The organism is Bacillus sp. NPDC094064, assembly GCF_050279585.1.
GTDB lineage: Bacteria > Bacillota > Bacilli > Bacillales > Bacillaceae_G > Bacillus_A.
This window is the reverse complement of sequence record NZ_JBNNUI010000001.1, coordinates 305200-326501: the sequence shown is the minus strand read 5'-3', so window position 1 is coordinate 326501 and position 21302 is coordinate 305200. Positions and strand designations below refer to the sequence as shown.

Annotated in this window: 20 protein-coding genes and 2 pseudogenes; 3 read left to right on the top strand and 19 right to left on the bottom strand. The window is 35.6% G+C overall.

What is annotated here, in order from left to right; all coding sequences use genetic code 11:
- The first annotated feature begins 238 nt into the window (after nucleotides 1–238).
- On the top strand, nucleotides 239–1528 hold the full coding sequence (locus ACQKNI_RS01770) for a UDP-glucose dehydrogenase family protein (RefSeq protein ID WP_088229591.1): 1290 nt from the start codon (nucleotides 239–241) through the stop codon (nucleotides 1526–1528).
- A 331-nt stretch (nucleotides 1529–1859) separates the two neighbouring features.
- Here the strand turns inward: ACQKNI_RS01770 and menA are convergent, their stop codons facing one another.
- The 3 genes and pseudogenes from menA to ACQKNI_RS01755 form a co-directional block, all read right to left on the bottom strand.
- Entirely contained in the window at nucleotides 1860–2771 is a 912-nt protein-coding gene (gene menA / locus ACQKNI_RS01765; RefSeq protein WP_088229592.1) for a 1,4-dihydroxy-2-naphthoate polyprenyltransferase, read from the bottom strand.
- 96 nt (nucleotides 2772–2867) lie between these two features.
- Nucleotides 2868–3011: pseudogene (locus ACQKNI_RS01760) on the bottom strand (FAD-dependent monooxygenase); the annotation flags it as partial.
- Nucleotides 3012–3462: 451 nt separating this feature from the next.
- A complete protein-coding gene (locus tag ACQKNI_RS01755; protein WP_427282149.1) occupies nucleotides 3463–4527 on the bottom strand; it encodes an endonuclease/exonuclease/phosphatase family protein in 1065 nt (354 codons plus the stop codon).
- 81 nt (nucleotides 4528–4608) lie between these two features.
- On the opposite strand from ACQKNI_RS01755, the pseudogene ACQKNI_RS01750 reads away from it, so the two are divergent.
- A pseudogene (locus tag ACQKNI_RS01750) lies at nucleotides 4609–4734 on the top strand (IS6 family transposase); the annotation flags it as partial.
- A 66-nt stretch (nucleotides 4735–4800) separates the two neighbouring features.
- Here ACQKNI_RS01750 and ACQKNI_RS01745 read toward each other — a convergent pair.
- The 6 genes from ACQKNI_RS01745 to ACQKNI_RS01720 form a co-directional block, all read right to left on the bottom strand.
- On the bottom strand, nucleotides 4801–4923 hold the full coding sequence (locus ACQKNI_RS01745) for a hypothetical protein (RefSeq protein ID WP_427282226.1): 123 nt from the start codon (nucleotides 4921–4923) through the stop codon (nucleotides 4801–4803).
- Nucleotides 4924–5697: 774 nt separating this feature from the next.
- The gene (locus ACQKNI_RS01740) at nucleotides 5698–6840 is read right to left on the bottom strand and encodes a M20 peptidase aminoacylase family protein (RefSeq protein WP_427282147.1); all 1143 of its coding nucleotides are present in this window, start codon (nucleotides 6838–6840) and stop codon (nucleotides 5698–5700) included.
- Between the two features lie 19 nt (nucleotides 6841–6859).
- Entirely contained in the window at nucleotides 6860–8278 is a 1419-nt protein-coding gene (locus ACQKNI_RS01735; RefSeq protein ID WP_427282145.1) for a YfcC family protein, read from the bottom strand.
- 49 nt (nucleotides 8279–8327) lie between these two features.
- Complete coding sequence (locus tag ACQKNI_RS01730) at nucleotides 8328–9434, bottom strand: mandelate racemase/muconate lactonizing enzyme family protein (RefSeq protein ID WP_427282143.1); 1107 nt, start codon at nucleotides 9432–9434, stop codon at nucleotides 8328–8330.
- 72 nt (nucleotides 9435–9506) lie between these two features.
- Complete coding sequence (locus ACQKNI_RS01725) at nucleotides 9507–10829, bottom strand: MarR family transcriptional regulator (RefSeq protein WP_427282141.1); 1323 nt, start codon at nucleotides 10827–10829, stop codon at nucleotides 9507–9509.
- Nucleotides 10830–11365: 536 nt separating this feature from the next.
- Complete coding sequence (locus tag ACQKNI_RS01720) at nucleotides 11366–11965, bottom strand: DJ-1/PfpI family protein (RefSeq protein ID WP_427282139.1); 600 nt, start codon at nucleotides 11963–11965, stop codon at nucleotides 11366–11368.
- Nucleotides 11966–12139: 174 nt separating this feature from the next.
- Here ACQKNI_RS01720 and ACQKNI_RS01715 point away from each other — a divergent pair, with 174 nt between their 5' ends.
- Nucleotides 12140–12610 carry a hypothetical protein gene (locus ACQKNI_RS01715; RefSeq protein WP_427282137.1) on the top strand — a complete coding sequence of 157 codons (471 nt, stop codon included), beginning with the start codon at nucleotides 12140–12142 and terminating at the stop codon, nucleotides 12608–12610.
- A gap of 72 nt (nucleotides 12611–12682) precedes the next feature.
- Here the strand turns inward: ACQKNI_RS01715 and ACQKNI_RS01710 are convergent, their stop codons facing one another.
- From ACQKNI_RS01710 to ACQKNI_RS01665, 10 genes are all read right to left on the bottom strand, one after another.
- Nucleotides 12683–13246, bottom strand: coding sequence for a class I SAM-dependent methyltransferase (locus tag ACQKNI_RS01710; protein ID WP_427282136.1), 564 nt, complete (start codon nucleotides 13244–13246; stop codon nucleotides 12683–12685).
- Nucleotides 13247–13264: 18 nt separating this feature from the next.
- Nucleotides 13265–14071, bottom strand: coding sequence for a GNAT family N-acetyltransferase (locus ACQKNI_RS01705; protein WP_427282135.1), 807 nt, complete (start codon nucleotides 14069–14071; stop codon nucleotides 13265–13267).
- Nucleotides 14072–14277: 206 nt separating this feature from the next.
- Complete coding sequence (gene arsC / locus ACQKNI_RS01700; RefSeq protein ID WP_427282134.1) at nucleotides 14278–14682, bottom strand: arsenate reductase (thioredoxin); 405 nt, start codon at nucleotides 14680–14682, stop codon at nucleotides 14278–14280.
- Between the two features lie 20 nt (nucleotides 14683–14702).
- Entirely contained in the window at nucleotides 14703–15743 is a 1041-nt protein-coding gene (arsB, locus tag ACQKNI_RS01695; RefSeq protein ID WP_427282133.1) for an ACR3 family arsenite efflux transporter, read from the bottom strand.
- Nucleotides 15744–15761: 18 nt separating this feature from the next.
- Entirely contained in the window at nucleotides 15762–16199 is a 438-nt protein-coding gene (locus ACQKNI_RS01690; RefSeq protein ID WP_098252518.1) for an ArsI/CadI family heavy metal resistance metalloenzyme, read from the bottom strand.
- Nucleotides 16200–16259: 60 nt separating this feature from the next.
- A complete protein-coding gene (gene arsR / locus ACQKNI_RS01685) occupies nucleotides 16260–16565 on the bottom strand; it encodes an arsenical resistance operon transcriptional regulator ArsR (RefSeq protein WP_000046018.1) in 306 nt (101 codons plus the stop codon).
- 430 nt (nucleotides 16566–16995) lie between these two features.
- Nucleotides 16996–18759, bottom strand: coding sequence for a SulP family inorganic anion transporter (locus ACQKNI_RS01680; RefSeq protein ID WP_098356823.1), 1764 nt, complete (start codon nucleotides 18757–18759; stop codon nucleotides 16996–16998).
- A gap of 133 nt (nucleotides 18760–18892) precedes the next feature.
- Nucleotides 18893–19333 (bottom strand): DNA mismatch repair protein, encoded by a 441-nt coding sequence (locus tag ACQKNI_RS01675; protein ID WP_088229602.1) that lies wholly within the window; start codon nucleotides 19331–19333, stop codon nucleotides 18893–18895.
- Between the two features lies 1 nt (nucleotide 19334).
- Complete coding sequence (locus tag ACQKNI_RS01670) at nucleotides 19335–19688, bottom strand: ArsR/SmtB family transcription factor (RefSeq protein ID WP_088229603.1); 354 nt, start codon at nucleotides 19686–19688, stop codon at nucleotides 19335–19337.
- Between the two features lie 320 nt (nucleotides 19689–20008).
- Nucleotides 20009–21214, bottom strand: coding sequence for a M20 family metallopeptidase (locus ACQKNI_RS01665; protein ID WP_098840849.1), 1206 nt, complete (start codon nucleotides 21212–21214; stop codon nucleotides 20009–20011).
- Between the last annotated feature and the right edge of the window lie 88 nt (nucleotides 21215–21302).

Below are 21302 nucleotides of genomic sequence, written 5' to 3'. Positions count from 1 at the left end.
GGGACTCCCTTACCTGCTCAGGTTATGATAGGTTTTAGACATAGAACCAAATATACTGAAACGTATTTTCTTCGATAGACATAATCATTGGAACAAATTAAAATCAAATATGGTAATAAGAATACTTCCAAACAATTTGGAGTAAGATTCTTCCAAAAGACATACTTCGAGTTGTTTTTCTTTTGCATCATTATTTAAAAGGAAAAACTAGCACTAATTTCAAAAGGATGATTATTTTATGGATATATGTATTATAGGTTCTGGCTATGTTGGACTAACATCAGCAGTAGTATTAGCCGATTTAGGACATCATGTTATTTGTGTTGATAAAGATCAAAATAAAATTAACGCTCTCCAAAAAGGAGAGTATCCTATCTATGAACCAGGTTTAACAGAACTTATGCACAAAAATCGCAATCGGTTACAATTCCGTAGTGATGTTGGTCAAGTTATTCAACAAACAGCAGTTATTCTTATTGCTGTAGGAACTCCTCCCATGTCCAATGGAAAAACAGACTTAAAATATATTGACTCTGTTATTGATATATTAGCTCAAAACATAAAATCATATAAAACTATTATTACGAAAAGTACGGTTCCACCAGGTACCAACCAATTTATGAGCGAAATGCTTATAAAAAAAGGTGTAGAACCCTCACTTTTTAATATCGTTTCTAATCCAGAGTTTCTTCGTGAAGGCTCAGCTGTTCATGACATGCTCTTTCCAGATAGAACCGTCATAGGTATACAAAAAGATGACACAAAGTCACTAGAAATTATGCATGCACTCTATAAAGGTATTCAAGCACCGTTTTTTCATACAAGTTTAGACGGCGCGGAAATGATTAAATATACATCTAATGCTTTTTTAGCTACGAAAATATCTTTTATAAATGAAATTGCTAGAATTTGTGACGCTTATCATATTGATATTACTGAAGTAGCAAAAGGAGTTGGGTATGATTCCCGAATCAATCCCGACTTTCTTCAAGCAGGACTTGGTTATGGAGGATCCTGCTTTCCGAAAGATTTGCATTCATTAATTTACACAGCAAATAGTAAACAAGTATCAGTCCCTATTTTACAAGCTGTGCAATCTATCAATTCGACACAAGTAGATCTTTATATTGAAAAAATCAGAAATCATTTAAAAGATCCTTCTTCAAACAGATTAACAATTTTAGGGGTTTCTTTTAAACCAAATACAGATGATACACGTGACTCTCTCGCTGTCACACTTATTGAAAAGCTAATCCCGCTCGGTTACGAAATTCATACTTATGATCCAATAGCCCTTCTCCCTTCTCATGTAAAAAAACAAGTTACACAACATACTGAATTGGAGTCCTCTATTACAGATTCGGATTGTATAGTTATTGCCACAGAATGGGATGAATTTAAAACACTTAATTGGCAACGAGTAAAAAAATTAATGCGAGGATGTAAAATCGTTGATGGCCGTAATTGTCTTGAACGAAATGAAGTAGTAAAAAACGGACTACATTATATTGGGATTGGCCGGCTATAAAAATCCTTGTGAGAGAAGCAGTACGATGTTATTGCTGAAAAGGACATACGGAAATAAGAAAACAATTGGACATAGTAGATAACTAAAAGAGCCTACTCTTATGAGTTGGCTCTTTTAGTTTGTTTTATAATGTTACTTTTCCCATAAACTAAATTGTATGAATCGATTCTAAATGAAGTTGTTCGGAGCACTATCGGATTCTTTATTAGTAAAATTAGATAACATGTTACTGATAAAGAACAATTTTTTTAAAATAACCATGTTAATACTATAGACGTTGATCTTTCTGGAAATTTCAATATTAAAAAGCCCGATTGTTGAGGGTTTTTATTTAAAACAAATAACTGATTAATAATCCTGCTGATAATAAGAAGCCAAAAATCGTATTTGTCATCGCTGTTGATTTCATTGCTATGCGCATATATCCAGGTTCCTTTACTCCTTTTTGGAAACCTTGAATTGCAGAGATTGGCTTTTTCAAACCTAGGAACATAATTAATGTCCAAGGGCTTATATAACCCATCAACACAATCACAACGATCCATAAATAAGCAATAAAAAAGGCTACAGCTAGTGTTACCACTGCTTTCTCTCTCCCAAGGAGGATAGCTAACGTCTTTCTTCCACCTTTAATATCTTCATCGATATCTCGGATATTATTCGACATGTTGATCGTACCTACTAAAATCCCAATTGGAATGGAAATCAATACACTTTCAATCGTAAAAGTATTCGTTTGAATAAAGAAAGCAATTAATACAAAACATGTCCCCATTAACAAGCCAGAAACTAATTCTCCAAATGGGGTGTACGCAATCGGTAATGGACCACCTGTATATAAATAGCCAACCGCCATCCCAATTAAACCAATGACCACTAACCACCAGCTACTATTCATACAAATATAAATACCAATAAGTGCTGCTACCACATACAATAAAAGCGCAACTGTTAAAACGTTTTTTGGCTTTAATCCATGACGGACAATTCCACCACCAATCCCAACAGAATCAGCGGTATCTAACCCACGTTTGAAATCATAGTACTCATTAAATAAATTCGTTGCTATTTGCAATGCTAAACATGCACTCATCATCGCAATAAATAAAAGCCAATGAATTTCGGCAACATAAAGTGATGCCACCGTCCCTAAAATTACAGGAGAAAACGTCGCTGTTAATGTATGTGGGCGCGTCATCTTCCATATTAATTTAGCGGAACTAATTTCTTTTTCATTCCCCATAACTCTGTTCAATCTCCCTGCATTTTAAATATAAATTACTAGAAATATCTTTCTATCTCTTGCTGCACATCTATTATATCAAAAAAACGAATTGGCATAGAACTCTAATGTCCTTGCTTGTATACCTATAAATCTTGAAGTTTCTCCAAGTCCTTTATTTTTATCGATAATTCTAAAAGGGATTCCTTGTTTTGTAAGTCCAATAGCTAAAACTAATCCAGTTGGTCCAGCTCCAACAATTAACTATTGATTCTTCATAAACTTCCCTCCCCATTTTCAAGCAAACTAATGAACAACGTGTTGTTTTTACTTCAAATTATAAATCTTGAGTAAAACTCCTAACAACAATCAAAAATGATGGATGTGTCGTATATCCATCATTTTTTCTTAATGTGTTGAAAAAATGATAGTTAAATATCGTTTACGTGATATATATATCGATTTACGAGTCGTTCTTACAAAAGAGCAATCCAAGATGCATTTGTGGAATTGATAAAAGAAAAAGCAACTGTACCGTGAAGGATCACCCATCATTTCAGGAAACTGTGACACAAATTAACCGGTACCTTATACGTAAGGAACCGGTTAATGAAATGAATGAGCAAAGATTATTTACATTGGATAAAACTTCAGACAACATGTGGTTACACCCTTCTTGCACATACTCCCTTGAAACCATTGTCTTCCCTTGCTAATTTAATTTCAATACCACACTAACTGGATTATGATCGCTGTTTTCAAATTTCAAATCATGCCCTTGTACGCTTACAATCTCCACATTTTGAGAGACTAAAAACCCATCAATAATCGTAACAAAGTTCTCACCTTCAACAAAGCTCTTCACATTATCACGAACTGTCCAAACTGTATCATCAACAGCCCACTGGAACCCACCATCAGTGAAATCTTCTGGTAACTGTACTAACCACTCTGGCCATCCTTCTTTAAACTTCGAATCCTTTAACTGCACATCAGATAATAGTTGATTCCAATCTCCACCAAGCACGATATAATCGCCACTTTTGAAATGTTTATTCATATACTCTTTCAAAAACTCAACTTGTTGCTTTCGAATGTTTCCACCCTTATCATATGCAGATAAATGAACGTTCACCATTCGTAAATATTTTCCGTTATCAACCGGAACCTTATGCTCAACAATCGCCCGATCTACATCGAATAATTGACGAAGCCACATTTCTCTTCCAGGAAGTTGATATCTCGTCGCTTCTTCTACTTTATATTTTGAAAACGAACCAAGTCCACTGTTCGTATATCCGTGTGGCTTCTTAATTGGTACCGGCACCCACTGCACATTAAAGTTATCACCAAACGTAGACGCATGATCTTTCAGTCCATCTTGAAACGCCTTATACTGATTCACATCAAATGAACGAAGTGACTTCTCATCCATCTCTTGCGTTAATATAAAATCAGAATCTTCCTTTTGTAAAAAAGACAGCATATTGCTGATATTCTTTTCTGTTTGTTCTTTACTACTAGAACGCGAGCCTTTCCCTCCGTCTAAGAAGAAATCTTGCTCTTTATCTAAACCGCCGTAGCCAATATTAAACGTTGTCACCTTAAACTCTTTACCGACTTTAAGAACGTGCTCGTTATTATTGGTCACCTTCAATTTCTCAACATCCTTATGCTTCACATTCTTAATTGCCACATAAGTAATAAATGCTGTGAAAGCACCAAATATAGAGCCTGTCCCCCATAATAAACATTTCGCTGTCTTCTTCAATCTCATGGCTCCTTTATTCTTTTTCTATAGTTTGTATATGAAATATTTTAAAATGTTTCTATGTTTAAAATATATAACGTAACTCTAAATGCTTCAAGCGCGATAAGAGGGATTGAAACGATTCACGTATTATATAAAAGTAACCGAAATCTGAGCTCAGATTTCGGCTTTTCAATATACGATGAATTACAGAATATATTCAAAACTGCATAAAACGCAAAAGATTCATAAAAATAATTTAAACATATCCAAACTTTGAGTAGAATCTTTTGGGTAATATTAAACTAAGTTTAATACAGTTACTTTTTCACTTGTCATAGATTCAAGACTCTTACGAATACCTTGTGCGCCCATACCTGAACCTTTTACACCGATGAATTGAAATCTATATTTAGCATTCATGTAAACAAACGGATGAAACTAGAACGGTTTCAATGTCACTTATATGGCCAACTCTTGCGATCATGTCTAGTCGCAAGCACGACCTATCAAATGCGGAGACTTTTATGAGAGAAACATAGAAAAGAAATGAGTGAGTTTAAATGCGCTTATATGGTGCAAATCTATCTAAAAAAATACACACCACACTTTTTTGTACTTTCCAACATCCTGTTTCAGTGCTTAGCAGGCTCTTTCAAGATATTAGTAAGAATGGAAAAAAAGCGCGGCGGTACCGAAAAACAACGCCGTTTGAAATCCTAGGCTTAATAGAGATAGCAACGGAGCAACTTCCAGTGGCTTCATAAAATATGAACCAAGGGCAGCTCTATTTGAATATGCCCAAAATACAGGATTTTACTCAATGATTGTAAAAAAAGTGTCTCCGATGCCTTTGGCATCGGAGACACTTTTTTAAAATTGATGGCTATGGTTTTACACCTTCCCTTTTTTGAGGAGCGAGTCTTCTGGTAGAAAACGATAAATAGTTATCTGATCCATTAGAGTTCGATAGAACTCTGTACTTAGGAATCTCCTACTTCAGACAATCCGTAATGACGTTAAAGTGGTGAGTAGTTCAACGCAAGAAGGAAAAACAGCCTGAGGTCCTTATTTGGATTCATAATGCAATTCAACAAATTGTTTATACCGCCGAAGATCCGCTAGCGTTAATTCGTTCCCCGGATTTCCTGGCATAAACAGCGATTTACTTATTGAATAAAGACAAAAAATCGCTTATTATTTTTTATATTTTGTAAAGGTTTCAATAACAGTTCTGGCTAATATCTCTATTCCTGTAAGAATGGCATCATGTTTAAATACCATATTAGGGTGATGTAAGCCAGGCTCTAAATCGCATCCTATTCCTAGCATCGTTGCCTTAATAGAAGGTCTTTCTTTTGTATAAAAGTGAAAATCCTCTCCACCGGGGGTAATAATAGGTTGTACAAGCCCTTTGGATCCAATTGTATTTTCAATTGCTTGGGTCATAAATTGTTCTGCTTCTTGGTCAATAACTGCTGAATAGACTCTTTCTCTATGTTCAAATCTTATACGGCACTGATAGAATTCAGCTATTCTTTTTAGGACACTATCTACCTTTTCAATCAATTCATCCATAATTTCATTTGTTTGTGCACGCAAATCAAGACTGAATTTAGCGGATCCAGGAATAACATTCGCATTCTCGCCTCCAGCAGAAGCCTGTGTCATTTTGACTGAATAAGATAGTTGCGGATTTAGGCGGATTCCTTTAATTTGCTCAACAATTGTAGATATCACTTCAATGGAATTTAAAGTTAAGTGTGGTCTCGCACCATGCCCATCAAAACCATAAATTTGACCAACTACCGTATCCGCTGATCCATGAATAATACCTGAAGCAGCTTGTCCATATTTAATTTCCTGAACAGGCCGTAGATGAAGACCATAGAGAAAGTCAACATCATCTACTACCTGTTTTTCAATCATTTTTAAAGCTCCTTCACCAACTTCTTCAGCTGGCTGAAAAATAAACTTTAATGTACCCGGAAGAGTAACCTTCATTTTTTTTAATAATAGCAAAACACCTAATACAATTGTCATATGAGCATCATGTCCACAGGAATGATTAGCGCGAAAGGTCCCGTTTACCTCCTGAAAGAGGGCATCCATATCAGCTCTTAATCCAATCGTTATCTCACTTAAACGGTCCTCTGAAGACCACTCACCTACAACGCCAGGCATATCAACAAAACTAATCACATCAAGCCCGTTTTGTTGAAGTATACTGGAAATATAAGATGTAGTCTGAAATTCTTTCCAGCTCACTTCTGGATTCTCATGAAGATCATGAAATATCTTCATAACTTGAGGTTTAAGTTCCTTCAATAATTCCTTCATCGTATCGCTCCTTATCTTCTTAGGAAATACCGAGAGCGACTGCAGCTATTAATGCAATACAAGCCATGAAAGCCCACCCGAGAATTAATTTCCAAATAAATTTTACCCATCTCTCATATGGGATTCCAGCAACAGCGAGGTATCCCATTAACGCAGAAGATGTCGGAATAATAGAGTTCGTAACAGAATCTCCGTATTGAAAAGCAAGCACCGCAATCTGCCTTTCTAATCCTAAAATATCAGTAATTGGAACCATAATTGGCATTGTGGCAGCTGCCTGCCCGCTACCGGAAGAAATGAATAAATTCAGAAATGCTTGAGTAAAAAACATACCTACGACATTTAATGATTCTGGAAATTGACCTATTCCCGAGGTCATCATATAAACCAATGAATCAATGATTTTCCCTTCCTCTAAAACAACTGTAATAGCTCGTGCAAAGCCAACGATTAATGCCCCGAATGTAACTGCCTTAGCACCCGCTATAAAGGAATCAAAAAGTTTCCCTAACTTCAAGCCGCCAACTAATCCACAAACGATACCTATAATTAAAAAGGAAGCCGTAAGCTCTGTTAAAAACCATTTCCATTTAAACACACCATACACGTTACATGCTAAACCACAAATCAAAACTACAAAAACTAGCTTGTGGCGTACGGTCAACTCTGGGAATTCAGCTAACTCTGTCACTTTCTTTTCTTTTTGTTCAATATCATAGATTATACTTTTTTCAGGATTTCGTTTTACCTTAAATGCATAACGGCTGACATACCAAATTGCAAAACTTAATACAAAAAAATAGACAACAACTCGGAAACCAATTCCAGAGAATAAAGGTACCTCAGCTAGTGATTGAGCAACCCCTACGGTAAACGGATTAAGCATACCTCCAAAAAAACCGCTGGCAGCACCTAAGGTAATCATTGCCGTTCCAGTAATCGCATCAAATCCCATAGCTCTTGCTATTGCAATACCAATTGGCACGAAAATTATTGTTTCCTCTGCCATCCCCATAGTAAAACCACCGATAGAAAAAATTGTCATACTGACCGGAATTAATAGCTTTTCTCTACCTTCAAGAGAACGTACGCCTTTATGGACTCCAGCTTCAATTGCCCCAGTAGTTTGAATTATTCCAAATACACCACTTACAAGAAAGATATAAAAGATAATTTGGGACCCCTTTTCCAAGCCCAACGGAATTGACGTAAACATATCAAAAAAGCTCACTGGATCACTTTCAATCGTATGATAACTTCCATCGACAACTAACATTCTCCCAGATTCTTTATCCTTCACGCGATCAAATTCACCTGCAGGAACTATATATGAAGCAAGCCCTGCAAGAATGATAATGAGAAATATGAGAGTATATGTATGTGGTACTTTTAACCATGTCTTTTTCTTAACCGGTATAGTATTTTTTTCCGTTTCCATCAATTCACCTCATCCTAAGTAATCTCCTCAATCTCGTTTTAATAAAATATTAAACTTGTTCTTTTTTTATGGTTAATTGCCCAAGTACTTCTTCATTGACCACAATCCCAAGACCTGGTTCTCTTGTAAGGTGTACATAGGGGATGTCATAATCAAGATTTCCAATATCCTGGCTGAATAGTAGTGGGCCTGTCAACTCTGTACTAGTAATATTTTTCCGTGAAATAGCTACATGGTACCCTGCAGCTGATCCGATTGAAGACTCTACCATAGACCCGATTTGGCAACTAATCCCCGCAATCTCAGCTGTCTTTGCTAAATGAATAGCCGGATAAATTCCGCCACACTTCATTAGCTTAATATTGATTTTATCTGCGGCTTTCTTATTTATAATTTCCTGTAAATGGCTTCCGTGATGTATGCTTTCATCAGCCATTATAGGAATGGTTATTTTCCCTTTAAGTTCTGCAAGACCGTCAATGTCACCCATTCGGATTGGCTGCTCTAACCATGAGAGACGAAAGGGCTCTAAGGATTTCGCTACTGATAGAGCATTAGCATATGTTTCCCATCCTTGATTGACATCTACACGAATTGGAACCTGCTCTCCAACTTTTTGTCGAACGGCTGCAATACGCTTCACATCAGATTGAATATTCCGCCCAACCTTAAGTTTTAATGAACTATACCCTTGTTCGATAGCTTTTTGTGCTTTTTCAGCCATAATCTCTGGTTCGTCTATGCTTAATACCATAGCAAAAGACAAGGATTCATGAAATTTCCCGCCTAATAATTCATAAACAGGCAATTTCGTGTACTTTCCCATCAAATCATAGCAGGCAATATCAATGGCTGCTTTCGCAGAAGGATTTCCAGAAATCGCCGAATTCATGATGTCGTGAATTTTTTCTAAATTAAATGGATTTTCTTGTTTCACGGCAGGTAAAAGAACATGTTTTAATACTTCAAAGGTTGCATAAAATGTTTCCCCTGTTACATGTTCATCAGGTACCGCTTCACCATATCCTACTAAACCGTTATCTGCTATTAATTTCACAATAACAGAGGGCATGTAGTTATAGGTTTCATAGGAAATAACAAATGGCTCTTTTAAAGGCAAATGAACGGCATAAATCTCACAACGTTCGATAATCAATTCAATCTCCCCTTTCAAAACTGTCGCTATATGTCGTTATTTTAAATAATATATAATATTCACACTATTCAGTCAAGTGTGAATATTATATATCCCTTTTAGTTTATCAGTGGCTAGGTATAAATTTCGAGGTCTTCCTTGTTCGTAAGGGTGTTCCTCACCTGCTTGCAAAAAACATCCCCCATCTATGAGTCTTTTAATGAATCTTTCTGCCGATCGGCGCGTACAATTCATGTATTCCTCCAGATTCGCAGCGGAAAAAGCTTTAAAATTATTAATTTTGATAAACTGGTAAATTAACTTGATATTTTTTGCACTCATTTTCAGCTCAACAGCAAGTTCTTGAATAGCCTGATTCTCATTTTTTAACTCTACATGATGATTTTTTTCAAATAAAGGCCCATGTAATTTTTGATTTTCATCTACTAAGCATGCTATCGAATGATTCTTTAGAAATTTATTCGTGAAAAATAGTGCCTGAGCAGAATGAGTTTCCGCCTCTTGAATCGTGTATCCATACCCAATGCCAACTTGGAATAAAGTTTTGAATTCTTTTTCCATTTCAACAATAATGTCACTATAATAATCAGTTCCAAACGCTTGCAATGCTCCGCGAGTAGTATAAATCAAATTAGGATCTAGATATTCCAAATTAATTCGAGCATGTAGCCTCTTACTCAGCTTCTGTAAAAAAATCAAAAATTGTTCGCTTTCCTTAAGAGACTGTTGATAACTTTGAATAGAAATAACAGCAATTCGCGATTCCTCTGTTTTCTTTAATTTTAACAAAGATATAGCTTTTGTAAGACTATCAATCAAAGTCTGTCTAGACTGAACCATGTATCTAGAGGGAATGTCCAGTCTTTGAAGCTCTTGGTAAACTGCATGAATACTCGTTAGTGCAAAAAGGGTTTTTCCTTCCTGATACAGTTTACTGTGAAATTGGACAAATTCAGCTATTTTTAGTTCCCGTGTTTCTCCATCCCGCTTATATATCCAAGGATAATCCTTAACATGTAGGGACCTTTCAACGATTTCTGATTCCTCAAGAACCTTCAATAACAGATTTTGATCTGGTAAATCTATAGAAATCTTATTTATATTTACTTTTCCTAGATGAGAAGTTGATAATAATGAGAGCGCTACAGTCAATTCATCAAAAAGGATATATATAGCTTCTATAGAACTATTTTCAACTTGTTTATACCCAAAATAAAAAGGAATTGAACCGGAAAACAGTACTAAATCAGTTTCTCTACCTGCTTCTTCTACTAACATACCGCTTTGTTCTGGGTTCTCATACTGATAAGGAATAAATTTAGCTTCAGGAAATAAAGGGTAATATTTAGATAAGGAATCCAAAAAAAACTTTGAGCCTATAACACCAATTTTCATTAAGTTGTTTCACCTCTAGAATGTAATATAATTTTATTTGAACGTATAAATTTATTAAGCCATAGAGTCTCATATATACTAAAAACCGAAAGAAGAAGTACCTCAACATAAGTAAGCTACCACATGACCTCTAAGACTAGAGAAATACTCCTTATGTCAATTATACGACAAGAAAGTATGTATAACCTAGATTTATGTATTATAAAAGAGATGGCTTATACCATCTCCTCAAATTTAATCTCTGGTTGTTTTCTAACTATTCCTAATCATTCCGGGATTACTGTTACGAACACGTATGCATAAACCGAGAAAAATAACATTTATACCAACATGAACATACCTCATAGCTTATTCCTCCCCTTAAAATATTATTAATCAATTTTTTTGATTAATATAACATTCTCTTTTTCTACCCTAACAGAATTTAAAAGTTTTTAAATCCCTAACACAATATACTTCCTATCTTTTTATTAAAAAGCTACTCCTTCAATGTGGTATACAGCAAAAACTCTATAATTACGCAAAAAGAATTCAAATTACTCCCAAACAACACCTCGCCTCTCGTATTCCATTCTATATTCAACAGCAGCTGCAATTTTGGAGCTTGCGAACCTTTCTGTGATCCAAATTCCTAAATCAAGTCCTGAAGTGACTCCTCTTGCAGTGATAACATCCCCTTGATCCGCAATTCTGTAATAAAGAAGCTCTGCCCCGTATTCACTGATTTCATTCTGCGCCAAATGATGCATCGTCGCCTTTTTACCATTCAATATACCCGCGGCAGCTAGTAACATCCCTCCTGTACAAACTCCTGCAACAATCGTTCCTGCTTTGTGCATCTCTTTAATCATTTCAGTCAAAGTTCCAAGCTCTGCTTGCTTTCGTGCCCCATGTTCAGTTTTATGATTCCAGCCACCACCAGGAACAATTAATAGATCTGGACGATTATCCATTCGTAAAAAATCATGTAGTTTAACCGTAACTCCAAACGAAGTAGTAACTTCTTGTTTTCGTTCACTCGAAACTAATTCAACCGTAAATGGAGCCCCTTCTTCTATCGCTCTTTTGAGTACCTCAAAAGGTGCCAAAGAGACAAGCTCTCCGAAGCCGTCAAACAAGACAATTTGTATTTTCATTTTTAGAACACCTCTCATGCTTTATTTTGTGAATCGTAGACATATTAAGTGATTCGGTAGGAATGTAATTCATTCTGCTCTCCATAACAAAATTTATTTCACTTAATTAAGCATAGCTAGGATATTTCAAATAGGAAATAGAATTATAGAAAATAGTAGATGGGAGGCATATTATTGAAGAGATTAACATTCGGTATAATTGGAGCATTAAGTATCGCCTTATTAATTGGATGTACAAGTAATTCAAATGAAACGAAAGTATCCACAACAGTGAAAGAAAAAGAAATTGTATCTGAAAACGTTATGTTTGAACAAAAAGAAGTGAGAAAACTTGAGATCAGTCCTGTAAATTCAAAAAGTAGTAATACAGTAGTAAATAAAGAAAATATGAAAACAATTTTTACGAGTATGGAAAGCGCACAAAAGAAAACACTTCTTCTAGATCAGGATGCTAGAAGTCATATGCATTCGAAATTGAAGATTACTTATCAAGATAATTCTATACAGGAATTTTTTGTTTGGATAGAATCGGATGGTGACATCGTAATGGCAAAAGCGAGCGATGAAACACACGGTGAAGGTTATGATCTACGTGAAGATAGTTCTAAAAAAATTATTCGGTTTTTCGAAAAAGCATCCCAGTAATAATTACACCATAAATAAAAAGCCGCATTTGCGGCTCATAAACTTATAATACTAACTCATGCCGTTAATCACTTACCGTTTAATCGCATCAACAATTAATGATGGGAAACCAAGTTTATCTCCTTGATTTCTAGAATCATATCTTTTTGAGCGGAAGATAACGCCATCATTCGCGTCCCATTCTTTGTAATAAAATTGCCCATTTTCATCGCAATACTCAAGTAAAACCACCTCAAACCCAGCAGTTTCAAACATTTTCGTTAATGTTTTATAATTATGAACGATTTTATGGCTTGCAGCTGGATGGTCTTTGGGGCCAGGTCCGCCTACTTGAACTATATTTTGATATGTTTCATCTTGGAAAAATGCATCAGGGACGCCGCACCGAATATGACCTGACGGTTTTAAAAATTCATAGCAAATTCCAGCTGCTTTTACCCCTTCTTCAAAAGTAAGATGCTCCCATACATGCTCAGCTAAAATAGCTGAAATGGAATTATGTTCAAATCTTTCTTCCCATGTCGTTTCAACTAATAAGTTCAGCTCATCTTCTTGCGTTTGAATCCAGCCTGGATTGTTATTAAATGCCCCAGCTCCAACTACTACTTTAATTTCATCTTGTTTTATTGCCATCATTTTCACCTCATAAAAGTTTCAAGTCGTTAAATTTTTCGCCATATGACAATAGGTTTCAAATACTTGGAAACCTATTTTTCGTAAAATCGGATCTGAATGTCCTTTTCTTGCTTGGCAAGTCGCTAACGTAATGCTTCTCTCCTTAGCAATCTGTAACCTTTTATATACTAGATTGGAGTAAATTCCTTTGTGACGGTATTCTGGTAAAACTCCAGATCCGTGCAAATATACAGTCGTACCATCACAACTATATCTAAAATTAGCATATCCTACTGCTTTTTCTTCCTCATAACAGACAATATACCCAGACTTACCTTTACCCGCTTTTATGTAATCTTTTCTCTGTTTAAATAGTTCTTCTTCTAAAGAAGGATCGTAACCCCAAATTTGAGAGCTTACTTTCACAAGTTCCTTAATCTGTTCATCTGTTTCTACTTCATCGTACGAAAACTGATGATGACATGATGGAATTTCAAAGGTAGCTAAAGGTAGTGCGAGTCCGGTATATTCATCTATCGTTTGAAACCCCAATTGATTTAGTCGATTTAGAAGCGGTGCATTTGTTGATGGAATCCACCATGAAAAAGATAATTCACCGTAAAATTGATATATCTTTTGCAGTGCTTCCTCTAAATTATTTTGAAACTTAAAACGTACTACTTTATTAGCATGTATACTATTTATTTTTAGATTCTTTATCATCACTAATTCTTTCGTGTTAATGAACTCTATATCACTAGAAATGAGTTCCGTTGGATAGTCCCAATGATGTGATTCAATCGCTTCTGTAATCGTATCCAATCCTTGTATCGGTATGTACTTCATAATATTCTCCTTTCTTGGGTGCACGAATTTAGAAAACTACTTCTATATTTAAATCATTCTATTCTAACTTTACCATTTTAACAGAATATTCTCTATTTATTCTAAGAGTGGGTTTAAAACGAGGTGATAAGTAAATAGATACATGAAATGTATAGTAAAAAAAGAGCCACTCTCCTCTGTGATAGAAGATTGACTCTTTCCTTTATTTATTCACCTGTTTCAGAAAATCGTTTAATCCGTTCACCAATTTCATCACGAACACATTGAAACTCAGACCACTCTTTTCCTGCTGGATCATCAAATCCCCAGTGAACACGATTCACGTGCGGAGGTGTCGAAGGACAGACAGAATCTGCGTGACTACAAAGCGTAACGACTAAGTCAGCACTATTTAAAATGTTTGTATCAATCATATCTGATGTTTGATTTGTTATATCGATATTTACTTCATTCATTGCTTTAATGGCATTTGGATTTACTCCGTGTGCTTCGATGCCTGCAGAATATACATCCCACTTATCTCCTAAATATTTCTTTCCCCAAGCTTCTGCCATTTGGCTTCGGCATGAGTTTCCTGTACATAAAAAGTAAATTATCTTTTTGTTTTCCATGTTGTTTTCCACCTTTGTTTTTAAGTTAATTGATCATTAAAATATTTACTTTTAAACCAAAAAGCGACATTTACAAGTGCAATCATGACAGGTACTTCGACTAACGGTCCAATGACAGCTGCGAATGCTGCGCCCGAATGAATACCAAACACACCAACTGCTACAGCAATCGCTAACTCAAAATTATTGCTACCTGCTGTAAATGCTAACGTTGTCGTCACCGGATAACTTGCACCAATTTTTCTTCCCATAAAGAAAGAAACGAAAAACATCACAATAAAATAAATGAATAACGGAATCGCTATTCTTACTACATCTAGTGGTACACTCACAATCATTTCCCCTTTTAAAGAGAACATAACGATGATTGTAAATAACAATGCAATTAATGTAAGTGGACTAATCTTAGGTATAAACACCTTTTCATACCACTGTCTTCCTTTTAACTTCACGAATACAAATCGTGTCAACATACCTGCTATAAAAGGAATTCCTAAATAGATAAACACTGATTTCGCAACTTCTGCCATTGTAATAGCAACGATAGCCCCTTCAATTCCTAACCATTCTGGGATTACTGTTACGAACACGTATGCATAAACCGAGAAGAACAACATTTGGAATACAGAATTAAAAGCAACTAAAGCAGCTGCATATTCTTTATCACCATCTGCTAGATCGTTCCAAACAATTACCATTGCAATGCAACGTGCTAAGCCAATCATAATGAGTCCGACCATATATTCTGGTTTATCAGGAAGAAAAATAATTGCTAAAACAAACATAAGTACCGGCCCAATAATCCAGTTTTGCACTAAAGATAGCACTAACACTTTTACATCTTTAAACACTCGGCCCATTTCCTCGTAGCGAACTTTCGCTAATGGTGGATACATCATTACAATTAAACCAACAGCAAGCGGAATAGACGTCGTTCCAACTTGTAATGTATTTAGTCCGTCTACTACACTAGGGAATACAAACCCTAAACCAATTCCAACAGCCATCGCTAGAAAGATCCATAGTGTTAAATATCGGTCTAGAAATGATAAACGTTTCATTTTATTCTCCATCTCCTATTAACAACAAGAATTTTTAGCTACTTCATTAGAAGTCGTACAACAAGATGACTCTTCTATTTTGTGAACATCACTTTCCGCTTTCGTATAAAAGAACTCCCACTCGTTACCATCAGGATCCGTTACCCAAAACTTATCTTGCACCGCATAGCAACAAGTCGTATCCATCTCATCACGCGCAAAGAACCCCTCTTTTTCTAATCTTTCTTTATGTAATGTAATTTCTTCAGCTTTATCCACTTGGAAACCGAAATGATTTACTTGATTTCCATTCACTTCATCTCGTACGTTCAGCGTGAAATTAAGTCCTGGCGTCTCTAATAAAAATTTTGCATAATCCGTTTTCACCTTAACTGGTGACACACCAAATACCTTTTCATAAAATTCAATAGACTTCTCTAAATTCGTAACATTTATACCAACGTGAGCATATCTCATACCTTATTCCTCCTCTTTATATGTAATTAATCAATTTTTTTTGATTAATAGTGCAAAATTTTAACAACAACTACCTTTTCCTGTTTTTCTAAAAATACAGCACAATTCTTCTGACAATAAATTATTCACTTCCGCATCATTTAAATCATAATAACTCCACGTACCTTTTGTTTCTTTTACAATTAAACCTGCGTCTAATAAAATCTTCAAATGATAGGACAACTTAGATTGTGTCATTTCAAAAACCTCTGTTAAATCACATACACATGTCTGTCCTCGCTGACAAAGTTCATACATAATTTCTAAACGCTTTTGATCAGCCAATGCTTTAAACTTTTTCTCATATAACTGAAAATCTTGTGCCATTGTAGTTCACTCTCCTTTCATCAAATTTTTTTGATATTCATAGTATATACGTTGTTTAGTTCTTTATGCAACTTATTCATCAAGTTTTTTTGATTAATATAGATCCACTTTCTCTAATCCTACCTGTATCACAAGTAAAAGAACCTTAGCTTTCTGAGAATGAAAAACTACGATTCTTTTTACAACACAATAGTTAATTCAAAAATATACGAGTATATTCATAATAATTTCAAAAAATAAAAAGACCTCATCCTTGATACGTATCTTTGAATGCGGTCTTTCTATTAAAAAAATGGTTAACTTCTACTATCTTAAGAGTATTTTATATTCATTGAATTCAAACAGTTAGATTAAACTAGTTCTGTTATATGAACCTCACATTTAAACCTTTTTAACGAATTCAAATATTAATTTCATAGCTTTCAACTTCTTAATAATCTAATGTCTTTACTTTATTCTTTATCGTATCCATTTCCTGAATTTGCTGAGCAAGCCCCGTACATTCACGAAAAGCGAAGTGCTTACATCCTATACATTTTTTCGTATTCAAATAGCTTAAAGCACAGTTGATCGCTTCCCCTGTATGATCAAAAAAGTTTTGTTCTCCAATTTCAGCAAATAATCCATTCTTATCTAGAGTTGTTTTTAACTCTGATTGAATTCCTGATATAAGAAGTACGCCACCTTGCTTTTTAAAATGCTGAACAATATTCCTAAAATATGATTCTCCTGTTGTATCAATAAAAGGAACTTTTCCCATACGTAAAATTAAAACTTCTGGTTTATAATGAATGGTCGCTAGAATGTTTTGTTCAAATGTTTGAGCAGCCCCAAAGAATAATGGTCCTTCTATTGTGTAAATACTTATTTGTGGACAATCATGAGCTTTAGTTACCACATGCGGTAACAATTTTTCGTTCTTTCTTGTGTGATCTGGAAGCACTTTAGATATAACAAGCATGTTACTCATACGTTTTGTAAATAAAATAACAGCCAAAATAAGTCCAATTTCCACAGCTGTTGTCAAACTTGTAAATACAGTCAGCAGAAATGTTACAAGTAATACAAGGGAATCCCCTGTCTTCATTTTACATATGTGAATAAAATGCTTTTGTTCGCTCATATTCCAAGCTACCACCATTAAAATAGGAGCCATACTAGCAAGGGGAATATGTGAAGCATATGGAGCTAATAATAAAAGCGTGAGTAACACAAATCCTCCATGAATAACACCCGATAACGGAGATACAGCTCCACTCTTAATATTGGTTGCTGTGCGGGCAATTGCTCCAGTTGCGGGAATACCTCCAAATAATGGTGTAACAATATTGGCAATTCCCTGACCGATAAGCTCTTTATTACTGTTATGTTTACTATTTGTCATACCGTCTGCTACGACAGCAGATAAAAGAGATTCAATCCCACCGAGCATAGCAATCACAAATGCAGGACCAATTAACTGTTTTATACGCTCTACCGTGATTTCTGGTATATCAAACTGAGGCAGTGTATTCGGAATCGTACCATATGCTGTACCAATAGTAGGTACATGACCTGCGAAAAATACCGTTGCAATTATAGTCGAAATCACAACACCTACTAATGAACCTGGTACTTTTGGCAAAATCTTTGGTGTTATGAGTATGACAAGAAGACAAATTAAAGCAGTTATTACACTGTAAAAATTGATCGTACTGATATGCATAAAGATTTCTTGCAGATTTGCTATAAAGTCCTCATGCTTTTTTATACCTGTTAGACCTAAAAAACTAGCAATCTGTCCTGTAAAGATCATGACAGCGATTCCTGACGTAAAGCCAATTGTTACAGGACGTGGAATAAATTTAATTAAAGACCCTAGCTTAAAAATTCCCATAAGGCATAAAATAATTCCCGCTAATAAACCAGCAAGTAGTAAATCTTCATATCCATAGGTGATGACAATTCCTAAAAGAATTGGAACAAAAGCACCTGTAGGTCCCCCAATTTGATACTTTGAACCACCAAATAGCGAAACAAGTATCCCTGCAATACATGTTGTATAAATTCCATACTCTGGCTTAACACCAGAAGCTATGGCAAAAGACATAGCAAGAGGAATCGCAACAACCCCAACAATCATTCCTGACAGAAGATCCTTTTGCAAATGCCCTAATGAATAGCCTTCAAACCTTCCTGTAAATAACCCTCTCATTATAAACCCTTCTTTTCTATTCTTAATAAAGTGAAACTTTAATCAGCCCGCACCAATCAGGCGTTTACGGGCAGTTAATGCGGAATTAATCTAGGTTAAAAATGTATTTCTTGTTCCCTTATAGAACGCCAGCCTAATACTTACTATACGTTTTGCTTAAATGTCTCTCTAATTTACTTATATCTCCACCTTGTTGTAAGTAGGATTCCAATCTTTCCGCTAGAAGCTCCCCTGCTCGACTGTTTAGCTTCTTCGTGTCTATAAACGTTGTAATCCTTATCTTATCTGGAGTAATATCTCTACGAAACATTTTACCTGGAATTTCAATCCAAAAACGATTCCATTCATCTAATAATCCTATTTGATCAAATAAAAAACCTTGGATCCCACATAACCAAGCTGTACAAGCCGTATTTCTTTTTTGACATCCGACGCCATCTTGTAGATGCTGGCATGAAAAACAACAAGAATTCCCACTTTTAATACAAACATTACAAACATAATGAGCTCCTATCGAGCGAAATACCTCTATTCCATGTTGGATGATATCTTCTTTCTTAACTTCAATGCTCAACCTATCCCTCCTTAACCATAGGTGCACGCTCTGTCTCATCCAGTTCCTCTAACATTGAAATTGTATCAATTAAATGATTGTTAAAAATTCGCTTTGCAACTAGTAATAAATCCACAATCATAGGATCTCGTAGTGAATATAAAACTCTTTTTCCATCTTTTATGCCAACAACAATATTTTTTGAACGTAATACACTAAGTTGCTGAGAAACAGCTGAACCTTCTTTATTTAGGATCGTTTGTATTTCATTTACACTTTTTTCACCTTCAGATAATAGTTCAAGAATACCTATTCGCAAAGGATGAGATAAAGCCTTAAAGAAATCGGCTTTAAATTGTTGCATTTCGTTTCCCATTCCAATACCTCCATTGGTTATTTTTTCTTTTCAGAAGTATCATATACATCTTCAAATCTTTGAATATGTATATGATACTTCTAGAAATTTGAAATTTCAATACAAATTTTTAAAAAATACACTTCACCCTACATTTTACAAAAAAGAAAACCGCTCCTTCAAAGCGTGCAAAAGGATTATTAACGCCAGAACAGCATTTCAAATCTTCATCTATTCCAGAACAAGTATCAAGCATGGACCTCTTAATAATGAGAGTTTATAAGCTTGAGTTATACAAAAAAAACAAAAAGAGAGTGGTCAAACCCACTCCCTTTAACCTTCTACCCCTGATTCCTCTGCGCCTCCCTAAACTCCTCCTTCACCTTCTCTAACAACCCTTCTTCTGTAATTAATCGATAAGCGGTATTCGCTAATGCTTTTGCCGATGTAATTAATGCTTTATCTCCTAGTTCTGAACGTGCAGCTTCTCTAAATTCATTCGTATGTGCAATTAAGTCATCTGGGCCGATTTTAATGTACGGATGAATGGTCGGTACGACTTGGCTTACGTTTCCTGCGTCTGTTGAACCAATGCCCACTCTTTCTTTACGATTTACATCTTCACCTTGTAGTTCAAGTTCTTCGGCTACGACGTCGTTAAATGTTTTTGTTACGAGTAGTTCATCAATTTCATTTTGGAATTGATGAATTTTTACTTTTGCGCCTGTTGCTAACGCTGCTCCCTGTGCGATATTCCTTACTTTTTCTGTTACTTCCGCACATCTTTTTCTCGTTGCTGCGCGGATGAAGAACCTTGCTGCGGCGTAGTCAGGAATAATGTTAGGTGCTTTTCCGCCCTCTGTAATGACGCCATGAATTCTCACATCTGACGGAAGTTGTTGGCGAAGTGCGTTAATACTGTTATACAGCTGAATCACCGCATCTAACGCGTTAATTCCTTCTTCTGGTGAAGCTGCGGCGTGAGCTGTTTTTCCGTAAAAATGAAAATCAAGTGGATCGACTGCTAATGATGGACTCGTTGTCGCTGTTTTTCCGCTCGGATGAATCATAAGTGCCGCATCAATGTTTTTAAATAAACCTGCCTTTACATAACTTGCTTTCGCACTACCGTTTGGCCCGCCTTCTTCTGCTGGTGTCCCAAACACAACAACTTCTCCGCCAATTTCTTCAAGCGTTTCTGATAATGCGATTGCGGCTGCAACACTAATGGTACCAATTAAATTGTGACCACACGCATGACCGAGTCCTGGCAGAGCATCATACTCAGCTAAAAATGCGATAACTGGTCCTTGTTTTCCTGAACTTTTTCGCGCGATAAATCCCGTTTCATGTCCAGCTATATTGTGCTGCAATTGAAATCCTGCACTTCCTAGCAATAAACTTAACGTTCTTGATGCGTAAAACTCTTGATTACCAATCTCCGGATTCGCATGAATATTATGACTTGTTTGTATGTACTTTTCCTTATTTCTTTCTATACTCTCTTCAATTGTTTTTCTTTGTGACGTGACTCCAGTCGCTCCCATTTTTCTTCCTCCTTTTATTTTCACATAAAAAAGCCTCTTTCTAAAAGATAGAAAGAGGCTTCTGCATATACAGTCAAAATGAGCTTCT

Coding starts and splice junctions, on each gene's coding strand:
- arsC (WP_427282134.1), bottom strand. CDS start 14,682: ATGGAAAACAAAAAGATAATTTACTTTTTATGTACAGGAAACTCATGC.
- arsB (WP_427282133.1), bottom strand. CDS start 15,743: ATGAAACGTTTATCATTTCTAGACCGATATTTAACACTATGGATCTTT.
- ACQKNI_RS01670 (WP_088229603.1), bottom strand. CDS start 19,688: ATGGGAAACGAAATGCAACAATTTAAAGCCGATTTCTTTAAGGCTTTA.
- menA (WP_088229592.1), bottom strand. CDS start 2,771: ATGGGGAATGAAAAAGAAATTAGTTCCGCTAAATTAATATGGAAGATG.
- ACQKNI_RS01770 (WP_088229591.1), top strand. CDS start 239: ATGGATATATGTATTATAGGTTCTGGCTATGTTGGACTAACATCAGCA.
- ACQKNI_RS01740 (WP_427282147.1), bottom strand. CDS start 6,840: ATGAAGGAATTATTGAAGGAACTTAAACCTCAAGTTATGAAGATATTT.
- ACQKNI_RS01680 (WP_098356823.1), bottom strand. CDS start 18,759: ATGAGAGGGTTATTTACAGGAAGGTTTGAAGGCTATTCATTAGGGCAT.
- arsR (WP_000046018.1), bottom strand. CDS start 16,565: ATGGCACAAGATTTTCAGTTATATGAGAAAAAGTTTAAAGCATTGGCT.
- ACQKNI_RS01690 (WP_098252518.1), bottom strand. CDS start 16,199: ATGAGATATGCTCACGTTGGTATAAATGTTACGAATTTAGAGAAGTCT.
- ACQKNI_RS01665 (WP_098840849.1), bottom strand. CDS start 21,214: ATGGGAGCGACTGGAGTCACGTCACAAAGAAAAACAATTGAAGAGAGT.
- ACQKNI_RS01725 (WP_427282141.1), bottom strand. CDS start 10,829: ATGAAAATTGGTGTTATAGGCTCAAAGTTTTTTTTGGATTCCTTATCT.
- ACQKNI_RS01720 (WP_427282139.1), bottom strand. CDS start 11,965: ATGAAAATACAAATTGTCTTGTTTGACGGCTTCGGAGAGCTTGTCTCT.
- ACQKNI_RS01705 (WP_427282135.1), bottom strand. CDS start 14,071: ATGAAGTACATACCGATACAAGGATTGGATACGATTACAGAAGCGATT.
- ACQKNI_RS01735 (WP_427282145.1), bottom strand. CDS start 8,278: ATGGAAACGGAAAAAAATACTATACCGGTTAAGAAAAAGACATGGTTA.
- ACQKNI_RS01710 (WP_427282136.1), bottom strand. CDS start 13,246: ATGATGGCAATAAAACAAGATGAAATTAAAGTAGTAGTTGGAGCTGGG.
- ACQKNI_RS01745 (WP_427282226.1), bottom strand. CDS start 4,923: ATGAATGCTAAATATAGATTTCAATTCATCGGTGTAAAAGGTTCAGGT.
- ACQKNI_RS01755 (WP_427282149.1), bottom strand. CDS start 4,527: ATGAGATTGAAGAAGACAGCGAAATGTTTATTATGGGGGACAGGCTCT.